The 9,845-nt window shown below is 49.9% G+C and carries 10 protein-coding genes; 8 read left to right on the top strand and 2 right to left on the bottom strand.

Annotated elements, in window-relative coordinates; all coding sequences use genetic code 11:
* Positions 1–46: 46 nt before the first annotated feature.
* Positions 47–1,045: a hypothetical protein gene (locus C4542_07030; GenBank protein ID RJO61182.1), complete on the bottom strand. Its 999-nt coding sequence runs from the start codon at positions 1,043–1,045 to the stop codon at positions 47–49.
* Positions 1,038–1,589: a sigma-70 family RNA polymerase sigma factor gene (locus C4542_07035; GenBank protein ID RJO61183.1), complete on the bottom strand. Its 552-nt coding sequence runs from the start codon at positions 1,587–1,589 to the stop codon at positions 1,038–1,040. The genes C4542_07030 and C4542_07035 overlap by 8 nt, the downstream gene beginning before the upstream one ends.
* Positions 1,590–1,849: 260 nt before the next feature.
* On the opposite strand from C4542_07035, the gene C4542_07040 reads away from it, so the two are divergent.
* From C4542_07040 to C4542_07075, 8 genes are all read left to right on the top strand, one after another.
* Complete coding sequence (locus C4542_07040) at positions 1,850–2,065, top strand: DNA-binding protein (protein RJO61184.1); 216 nt, start codon at positions 1,850–1,852, stop codon at positions 2,063–2,065.
* Positions 2,066–2,125: 60 nt separating this feature from the next.
* Positions 2,126–2,782, top strand: a complete 657-nt coding sequence (locus C4542_07045) for a DNA-binding response regulator (protein ID RJO61194.1) — start codon at positions 2,126–2,128, stop codon at positions 2,780–2,782.
* A gap of 93 nt (positions 2,783–2,875) precedes the next feature.
* Positions 2,876–5,179 carry a type II/IV secretion system protein gene (locus tag C4542_07050; protein RJO61185.1) on the top strand — a complete coding sequence of 768 codons (2,304 nt, stop codon included), beginning with the start codon at positions 2,876–2,878 and terminating at the stop codon, positions 5,177–5,179.
* 11 nt (positions 5,180–5,190) lie between these two features.
* Positions 5,191–6,399, top strand: coding sequence for a type II secretion system F family protein (locus C4542_07055; GenBank protein RJO61186.1), 1,209 nt, complete (start codon positions 5,191–5,193; stop codon positions 6,397–6,399).
* Between the two features lie 6 nt (positions 6,400–6,405).
* The gene (locus C4542_07060) at positions 6,406–7,080 is read left to right on the top strand and encodes a hypothetical protein (GenBank protein ID RJO61187.1); all 675 of its coding nucleotides are present in this window, start codon (positions 6,406–6,408) and stop codon (positions 7,078–7,080) included.
* 22 nt (positions 7,081–7,102) lie between these two features.
* On the top strand, positions 7,103–7,816 hold the full coding sequence (locus C4542_07065) for a prepilin-type N-terminal cleavage/methylation domain-containing protein (GenBank protein ID RJO61188.1): 714 nt from the start codon (positions 7,103–7,105) through the stop codon (positions 7,814–7,816).
* A 24-nt stretch (positions 7,817–7,840) separates the two neighbouring features.
* Positions 7,841–9,004 carry a pilus assembly protein PilZ gene (locus tag C4542_07070; GenBank protein ID RJO61189.1) on the top strand — a complete coding sequence of 388 codons (1,164 nt, stop codon included), beginning with the start codon at positions 7,841–7,843 and terminating at the stop codon, positions 9,002–9,004.
* A gap of 13 nt (positions 9,005–9,017) precedes the next feature.
* Positions 9,018–9,845, top strand: an 828-nt coding sequence (locus C4542_07075) for a hypothetical protein (GenBank protein ID RJO61190.1), incomplete at its 3' end; no start/stop codon positions are given.

Consider the following 9,845-nt stretch of genomic DNA (forward strand, 5'->3'; position numbering starts at 1 on the left):
GTGCGAGAGAGCGTGAATACAATCTGTGAACTTAAATTTGGGTGGTCTATGTCCCCAGAATCTGCCCGTATCCGGACGTAACAGCCTGGATGGCGGCCAGCAACGCCGTTTTGACGGACGGCGGGACCTTATCCAGGATGGACATCAACTCGGCGATGTTTTTGACCGAATACTGCTGCAGTAGTTTAAGTAGAGCCGGGTCGGTAATGCCGCTGAGAGTTATCGTCGGCTGCGGCACGGCGAAGGTGGCTGTCGGGACGGGAGCAACCTGTGTTACCGTAACAGTCGGTGGAGTGGGAGCAACAATTGTGGGTGTGGGAGCAGGAACTACATTGATTGCGGGCGGAGGAGCTGATGGGACATTCGTAGCTCCAATAGCGCTTGTAACTGTAGTGGATTGTTCCGGCGAACCGTCGGGCGATGGTGCGACAGCCTGTTTGGAACCACCTCCGAAAGTCAGTGACCGGCTAGGCGCGATGATGGCGGAGACCATACTCAGGTTTGTGGCGAACTGTCGCGTGAGGTCTTCAGTGAGGTTCACATCTCCTTTTTGAGCGGCATACATTATCTCGCCGACCCTGCGGTCGGCCAGCGTGGCATACAGCCGGGCTTTGGCCGCCTGTGAAGGCGTTAGCGTTAGCTGAACATCTTCAATGGTGCGCTTGACCTGATAAAGCGGCTGGCCGGGCATGCTGCTGGATGAGGCAGCCACGACTCCGCCAGTGCTCGTGAGTAAAAATACGCCCACCGTGGAGACGACGGTAGCCCAGCGCCAGGCAAGGAACGGGCGGGTCTTGCGCGAGACGTTATCATACAAGGCGTTGCGGAACTCGTAACGGGCCCGGGCGCGGAAGGTAGAATCCGGGGAAAGGGCGCTCGCCTCCAGTGCTCTTTTCATGGTTACTAAAAGAGGTCTCAGCTCCGCTGCGTGCTGCGGATAGCGCGCCAGACACGAATCTATGGGCTCGTTTTTTATAAGCATACTCTCGAAGCACTCATTGAGCGCTTCTGCTATTTGCTTATCGATCTTTTTGTTGTCAGTCATAGTCTTCAGTTACCACCAATATTTTTCTCAGGGCTGCCACGGCACTGTGTTGCAAGGCTTTAACCGCACCCTCGCTCTTGCCCATCAGTCTGGCCACCTCGGCCACCGGAAGGTCGCTTGAGAAGCGCAGGGCGATTACCTCCTGCTGTGCCTTGGTCAGTTTGCGGGTAGCCTTCACAAGATGCTCTATGTCAACCTTCAGTTCGGTTTGCTGCTGAGGATTTTCATTCGGATCGTCCGGGGTTATAGCTTCGGTTAGTTCGCAGGACTTCTGCCGGCTTGATTTCCGGTAATAATCTACCACCTGATTGTGCGCGATACGATAAAGCCAAGCCGAGAAAGGCACATTTCTCCGTTTGTAAGAAGGCAAAAACTTGAGTGCCTTTAAGAAAACCTGCTGCGTCATATCTTCAGCTTCTGTCCTGTCTCCGATTTTGAGTACTATATATCGATAAATCTTGTCGAAATAGACCTCATATAGCTCAGCGAAAGCTTCTTTATCCTGTTGTTGTGCTCTTCGTACCAGTTCCTGTTCGTCTTGCACCTGAGAACTCCCTGTGTCAACCCGAAGTGTTGTGGGTGACAGGCTGGATTGACCAGCGGTGTTACCACGTGCACAAATTATAACGAAGGCATCGGTAAAAAGATAGGTTCTACTGAGAATCAGACACAAATTAAGCGAACCTTACTAAATTACCAGGACTATTAGCCCAATTATTGGTACTATTGAGGTCTTGGTTTGGCACTTAAAATGAGTTATAGTGTTCAGATGTAAGTTTTAGTTATCTTTAGAGAGGACATAGAATGGCAGACCAGAACAGTCAAATCGAGCCCATGCTTACAACTAGCGAGGTTGCCCGAATTTTGAACGTACACATAAATACGGTGAGGCGCTGGAGTAACCAGGGCGCTCTGAAATCCTACCGTATAGGTTCGAGAGGGGACCGTCGTTTCCGCAAGGATGACGTTGGCGCCTTTTTTAACGACGAAGGGAAGTTAAAGAAAGAAATTGTAGTCTGATAATGGAAGGTACTCGTACTTTATATCGTTTGGAGGTCAACCGTGGTTAAGACCAAGGTAATGGTGATCGATGAGCAGTCATTTTTTCGCGCTGGCGTGCGACAGGCTTTGCTCCAGGAAAAGGATTTCGAAATCTTTGAAGGCGATCCGAAGAACGATATTCTGGCAGCCATAGACGCCAATCTTCCTGACATTGTTTTACTGGGTTCCGATCTGGCCAACCAGAGCGGACTCGAACTCGGCAGCCGCATAGCCCGCAATTTCCCCAACACGCGCGTTGTCATTCTGAGTCCCAATCCCAATGATGAGGAAATGTTTGATGCCATTCGCAGTTCGGCGGTAGCCTGCCTGGCTAAAAACGCCACGCCAGATGAACTGATTGGTATCGTAAAAAGGGCTTCTCATGGCGAATACCCTATCAACGAAAGCTTGATGAGTAGGCCATCGGTTGCTCGGCACGTTTTGCATGAATTTCAGGATATGGCCTCTCTCGGCGACAATATTGTAGCTCCGCTGACTCAGCGCGAACGGCAAATATTGACATACATCGCCGACGGCAACACTAACAAGCAGATTGCCAATATACTTAACATAAGCGAACAGACCATTAAAAACCACGTTAGTGCCATTTTGCGCAAGCTTAACGCCAATGACCGCGCCCATGCCGTGGTGCTTGCCATACGGCGCGGCCTGATCCGTCTCAACGAAAGTAAATAGCGAATGAAATTGTGACCCAGGGCTGTGCCATAAAGCGCACAAACGTTATATTAGCTGATCTTAAAAATTAATAGTTGAGTTGGGAATATATCGATGGTAAGTAAAGTTATTGCCTCTGATGCCAGACAACCGCTTGAAATCCGGCTTAAGTCCTATCTTGAGACGCAGGGCTATCAGGTACTGCTGGATGCCAAGCGCACCGGTAAGTCTGGAATCGAGCACAGTTTTGATATGCTGGCGCAGAGCGATGACGGCTTTACACTGCGTACCATGGCTATCGCGCTCATGGTAGATGGAAGCAGGGAATCGGTTGCCGGTGCTATTTTTGATTTCGCCAACAAGGCTTACGACACGGGTATCAAGGACAGGGTTATCGTTGCCAAGCCTGCTCTAGACAGCGAAAGCTGTCAGCTGGCTGAGAAGCAGCGTATCAAGGTCGTCGAAGAGGGTAAAATCGAGTCTTTTCTGACAACCCTTCCACCAAAACCCGCCCAAACCAAGTCGTTCCGTTTTGAGAACAAGGCACAACTGATGGATAGCCTGGTGAAACTGGGTTATCGTATCGAGGAAAATACCAAGATCGTGGGACGTTTCGGAGTAGAGTATACTTTCGACATTTTGGCTTATGCTTCCAGCTTCCGCATCTCTCACCGTCTGGCAATCGACATCATGGGAGGAGAAAGGGAAATCGGGATTGAGCGAGTGGCCTTTTTCGATGCAAAAGCTTTCGATACAGGCATAGATGATAAGGCCATCGCCCTACTTAATTCCGCACTCAGCACACAAGCAAGACAGTTCGTAGAACACCATGGCATTAAAGTGCTGGAGCTGGGTAAAACACCACCCACCAGTGTGCCTATGGCCGAAAAAGCAGTTGAGCCGGCGAAGAAAATGGTTGGTTCGGATGTTCACAAGCAACTTCGACAGGCATCCCAGCCAGAAGCTATACAGTTGGTTCCGGAGATTATGGCCCGCCGTTACAATGCCATCCCCATAAGCGTGAGCGGAAACACCATGATGGTAGCCATGGCTGACCCCACTGATATCTTGGCGCTGGAAGCTTTTGCGGTACAGAGCCACAAGAGGATAAAGCCAGTAGTCGCTACATCCAAGGAAATCCGAGAGGCCATCGATTCCAGCTATAAGGGCTACGGCGAAATCGAAAAACAAATATCCATTATCCCGACTTCGCAGGGGACCTTTGATGACAAACAGATGCTGGAAGTTGCATCCAATACCCCTCTGGTACAGGCGTTGAAACTGATCATAGATGAAGCCGTAAAGGCCAGGGCTTCAGATATACACATAGAACCGCAAGAGAAAAGGTTGCGAATCAGATACCGAATCGATGGCACACTGCAGGATATGATGTCGCTGCCCATGGATATCCAGCTGCCACTAATATCCCGGCTTAAGATTTTGGCAGGATTGAATATAGCTGATCATTTCCATGCACAGGACGGACAATTTTCTACCGAGTCTAAACAAAGGATGATCGACGTGCGCGTAGCCACGTCACCAACTGTACACGGGGAGATGGCTGTACTGCGCCTTCTGGACAAGTCGACGGCAACCCGCGGACTGGCCGAACTCGGTTTTTTGCCTGAGAGTCTGGAAAAATATGAAAAAATGCTGAAAGTGCCTTATGGAATGTTGCTGGTTAGCGGCCCTACCGGTGCCGGCAAAACGACCACACTGTACGCATCGCTCAATTCACTGGATACGCTGGGTCGCAACGTTATAACGGTGGAAGACCCCGCCGAGTACCGCTTTGAAGACATCAACCAGATACAGGTAAATAACCAGGCTGGAATTACCTTCGCCAGCGGCCTGCGTTCCATACTGCGTCTAGACCCCGATGTAATATTGGTGGGCGAGATACGCGACGCTGAGACTGCGAATATCGCCGTTCAAGCAGCACTAACCGGACACCTCATGCTGTCGTCAATCCATGCTAATGACACTATCGGCGTTTTATACAGATTGATTGACCTGGGAGTTGAGCCGTTCCTGATAGCCTCTGGCGTAATTGGCATTTTGGCACAGCGTATGGTGCGGCGAATCTGTCCGGACTGCCAGCAGTCAATCGAAGCGCCACTGCCAGAGCAACTGGCATATGAAAAAGAGATGAAGGAAAAGAGGACCAAGTTTCTTTATGCCACAGGATGCAAAACTTGTGCATATACGGGCTACCTCGGGCGCACAGGCATTTTCGAGATTCTGGCGATGACGGACAAGCTGAGGCGCATGATTATAAGTGGGGTCAGTACAGCCGACATCAAGGAAGAAGCGGTCAAAGAAGGCCTGATTACCATGATGCACGACGGGATGCTGAAGGTGCAGATGGGGCTGACCACTCCTACGGAGATAATACGCACGACTTATTCCGTTGAATAGTTTGAGGTAAAATGGAATTTAGCTACGTTGCATATAATAAGGAACGCAAGCTGGTCAAAGGCAAGCTGAGCGCCAGCAATGACGGCGCGGCTGGCAACTTACTTGAGTCGAGCGGTTACAGGGTACTCAGCCTTAAAGCTCAATCGGGCTTATTGAATTCAGAAAAACTCAACATGACTTTGGGGAACGTAAATCCCAAAGAGATAATAATGTTTTCACGGCAAATGGCACTGCTGCTAGATTCCGGCACCGATATCGTAGTATCGCTAGAACTGTTGCAGACGCAGGTGGCCAATAAAGAACTTAAAAAGAAATTGGGCGAGGTGGCGGCGGATATCCGCGGTGGGTCGTCCCTTTCCAATGCCATGCGCAAACATCCGCGCGTATTTCCGGCTCTTTACTGGCGGGCCATTTCCGCCGGTGAAAAGAGCGGCAATATGGAGCTCGTAATGCGCCAGATGGCGGATTACATGGAAAAACGCATGATCACAGAGAAAAAGATCCGCGGCGCGCTGAGCTATCCCATATTCGTGGTGATCACGGCCGTCGGCGTGGTGGCGGTGTTGGTTAACTTTGTTATGCCTTCATTTTCGTCTCTGTATGGGGCCTTCGGCGCAAAACTGCCTACTCTGCCGCGCTTGATGATGGATGGTTCCGCATGGCTTAAAAGTAATAGTCTTTTTATATTAATCGGATTTGTTTCGTTAGGGGTCTCGATGTACGCACTAGCCAAAACCCCCAGGGGAAAATATCAACTGGACAAAACAATGCTGCGCATGCCAATCATAGGAAGAATCACCAATTTGAATGAATTGTCACGCCTGTGCCGAACCATGGCGTTACTTTTCAAAGTAGGTTTATCCCTTCCAGACATTATGGCTCTTTCGGTACAGAATACAGGTAACAAAATTGTGGCCAAATCCGTGGCTGGAGTACAGCAAGACCTTATCCGGGGAGAAGGGCTTTCGAAACCTATGGCAAAGAGGTCGTTTTTCCTGCCGCTGATGGTCCAGATGGTGGCGGTTGGTGAAGAAACGGGCAATCTGGATAACACACTTGCAACGGTAGCCGAGACCTACGAAGTGGAAGCCGATGACCGGACCGCTGCCGCTGTAGGCCTAATTACACCTATTATGACCATAGTTATAGGCGGTATGATAGCCCTTATTGCCGTGACCATGGTATCAGCCATGTATGGCCTATATGGGCAAATTGGGTAAAGGTTTATGGGAATGATTAGGGCGAATAAAGGAGAGCGGGGGTTTATCTTTATTGAGGTTTTGATAGTTGTTTGCTTCTTGATGGTATTTATGTTGGCCCTGTTAACCGGTCTGCAAACAAGCGCGCAGGTAGTCATCAAGTCAGAAGGTATGGCAGCAGCAGAAGCGCTGGCCAAAAGCGAAGTAGAATTCATTAAGGTGCAAGCCTATCAGCAGAACACGACCTGGGTTTATGCGCTGCCGTCTGGAAATAGGCCTTGGACCGGAGGGCCGACCTTACCCGCAGGGTACACGCTTTCGGTAAGCGCGGGCGCAGTGGCCGGCGGGGTCACCGTTATTGTTACGAATGGTGGAAGTGGATACACATCCGCCCCCACGGTCAGTTTCAGTGGAGGTGGTGGGACAGGCATTTCAGGTACTGCCGTCATTACAACGGGGGTTTACTCTATAACCGTTACGAATGGAGGTAGCGGTTACACATCTGCTCCCCAGGTAAGCTTGACTGGAGGCGGTGGTTCGGGAGCTACGGCTACAGCCACAATAACGAGCGGAGGAGTGTCAACCATCACAATTAACTACCAAGGTAAGGGGTACACATCCGCTCCCACGGTCAGTTTCAGTGGAGTGGTGGTTCGGGCGCTGCCGCTACTGCGTACACAACGGGTTATGTTTCAGAGGTAATGATTAACGATAATGGAAGTGGATACACATCCGTCCCGACGATTACATTCAGCGGGGGCGGAGGCACCGGTGCCGCCGCAATAGCACAGATTGCTTTGCCGTTAGACATACAGCAGATTATTGTGACAGTCACACGCAGTGTGGCGGAAAAACCGTGGATGTACGTCAATTATACCTTGACGGATTACTGGAGAACCCCGTGAAGTTCGATCGGTTGCATGGAATAACCGGCGGCGAGAGAGGCTTTACCCTGATAGAACTCATCATAGGCGTAGCTATTATAGGGATTATTTTACCGGTTATCGGGACTGCATTTGTTCAGACTTTGAAAATCACAGCTGCAAGCAACAACAGTATTCAAGCCATCCGGTACGCGCAGAATGCCGGCGTATGGATTGTCCGCGATGGGCAGCAGGCGCAAACAGTAACGGCTGACGACCCGGCAACCCCGGATGTGACCGAAGTTATGACTCTGGTCTGGGATTACAGCGCGTACGGTCTGGGAAGCCATACAGTCCGTTACGCTTTAATCGGAACCGATTTAACGCGTTCGGACAATAGTGGAGCTCCCGTAGTGATAGCCATGGGAATCAAGGAGAGCAGCGATTTTGTTTTGCAAGGGATTACAGAACCCAGCGGCGCGGTGTATTACAAGGCAAGCATTACATCTACCATCGGCGGCTTTCAGCCGAGAAGCTCATCCTCGGCTTTCTATTTCAAGCCAAGGCTGAGCTAGATGGCTGTATAAGGGAGGAGGGATGTGAAAAGGTTAGGAATACTGCACCAACAAAAAGGCCAGGTGCTTATCATTCTTTTGATTCTACTGGCCGTAGGCGGATTGATTGTTCCAGCCACTTTGGCTGCTGGCGCTAGCGGCTTCAAAGTCCAGGGAAAGGTTGAGCAAAGAACGGATGAGCTTTATGCCGCCGACACAGGCATTCAAAGCGCATTATGGTGGTTGAAGACTACGCCGTATTCCAATTTGCCTACTGACACGTCATCGTACATTGAATTCCCTCCATCAGGAGTTTTATCCTTTAATGGCCAAAAAGTATTCGCTTTTGTTCAGTATATAGATACGGTTAATGGACTGCAAGGATACAGAATCACGTCTCTAGCGGGGCCAGACGTAATTCACGACACCAGTCTGGCTAATCAACCCGTAGCCTATTCCAAAATAATTACTTACGTTAACGCTTCTTCATGTGACTTGACAGGCATTATGAATCAGGTCATCACAAGCCAGAATGGTTATACCGTTCAGGGTGGGCAAGGTTCGGTAAGTCCCTCGGACGGTGACCATGCGGCCAAGTCCAACTACACCGGTTCGTGGCCCACGGCTGACCAGTTATATCAATTCTACTGGCAGCAGGTGATGAACACCACCCCTTATAGCAGTAATTCGGTTGCCGTGCAGAACACTCCTAATTTAGGCCCTTTTTACCGCAACGGGACACTGGATATAGAAAACAGCGGCGCTGCCGGCGCCACACTGACGTTGACCGGCCCTCTTTTTATCAACGGGGATACGACAATAGGCATGACCGGCCAAAACTTCAATCTGAACCTGAATGGGCAAGCCATATATGTCAACAGTAATACCGTCGGCCTGCCATATGCCCTGCGAATAGGCACAAAAGCCACCATAAGTGGTAGCGGCGCCATTATTGCTATCGGCGACATTGAATTTAAACCGAGCATCGCGTCGGGGCCCGGTGACTATCTATTCTTAATGTCAGTCACTGGCATGACTTACCTGCAACCAGGCGGTGATTTCTATGGAACGGTAGCCGGTAGTACAACTGTTTATAACCAGAACGGTAGTTTAACATGGGTTGACCCAACCGGCACAAGTTTAAATGTGCCGGGTGTTGGCAGCGGTACTTTTTGGGGTATAAAAACATGGGACATCGCATTGCAGTAACTGGGAGTATTGTATGAAATTTACGAGGTCAACATGGATCACACTGTTTTTTGCCCCTTTTTTGGTGGCGGCAGTAGTTCTTTATCTGATGTACAACAGCGCCAGCAAAGACCAGAAGTTGCTCCAGAACAATCTTAATGCCGCGCGGCTATCGCAGACGGCATTAAACAAAACAAAATCTGACCTGAGCGCGCAAATGGCGCAGGCGATAGCCGATGTGGCCGCGTGGAACAACAAAATAACTCTGCTCCAGACCGAGCTGGGACAGGCTAGTCTGTCATTGAAGCAGACCCAGAGCAAATTCCCGACTTCCGCCCAGACCATCGAATATAATGAAACACTGATGGGACTGGCCGGGTCTTCCAACCTTAAGATGCAAATGATAGTCGCTACGGAACCGGCAAAGGGAGATATCAGTACTTCTAATTTTACATTTTACACGAATGTTTTCACCATTGAAATCCGTGGCAAAGTCAGCGACATCCTTGATTTCGTGAACAAGATCGTCACTAATAGTATCTTTAAAACCGGGGCTTTGACCCCCGTAACTTTCAAAATCCCTCAACCCCTCAGCCAGGTTGTGAAAGACCAGATGAGAGCGGATATAAAAAACCAGATGATAGCTGATAAAGACGCTTCGATACAAGGTGAGGCCAGGGTTGGTCTTATTGAACAAGCTCTTCTTTCACTTCTTGGAGAGGGTTCTACCGGACCAACGGTGGCGCAGATGACGCAGGCGATACACGACATAATAACCACTCAGTTTAGCTCCTCAATAGCCGATTTGCTGTCGAATGAAATTGCACTGGCCATCGAAAACGGACTAGCGAATTCACTCATA

The sequence above is a fragment of the Dehalococcoidia bacterium genome, from assembly GCA_003597995.1.
Lineage (GTDB): Bacteria > Chloroflexota > Dehalococcoidia > Dehalococcoidales > UBA1222 > SURF-27.

Coding starts and splice junctions, on each gene's coding strand:
- C4542_07030 (RJO61182.1), bottom strand. CDS start 1,045: ATGACTGACAACAAAAAGATCGATAAGCAAATAGCAGAAGCGCTCAAT.
- C4542_07040 (RJO61184.1), top strand. CDS start 1,850: ATGGCAGACCAGAACAGTCAAATCGAGCCCATGCTTACAACTAGCGAG.
- C4542_07045 (RJO61194.1), top strand. CDS start 2,126: ATGGTGATCGATGAGCAGTCATTTTTTCGCGCTGGCGTGCGACAGGCT.
- C4542_07050 (RJO61185.1), top strand. CDS start 2,876: ATGGTAAGTAAAGTTATTGCCTCTGATGCCAGACAACCGCTTGAAATC.
- C4542_07055 (RJO61186.1), top strand. CDS start 5,191: ATGGAATTTAGCTACGTTGCATATAATAAGGAACGCAAGCTGGTCAAA.
- C4542_07060 (RJO61187.1), top strand. CDS start 6,406: ATGGGAATGATTAGGGCGAATAAAGGAGAGCGGGGGTTTATCTTTATT.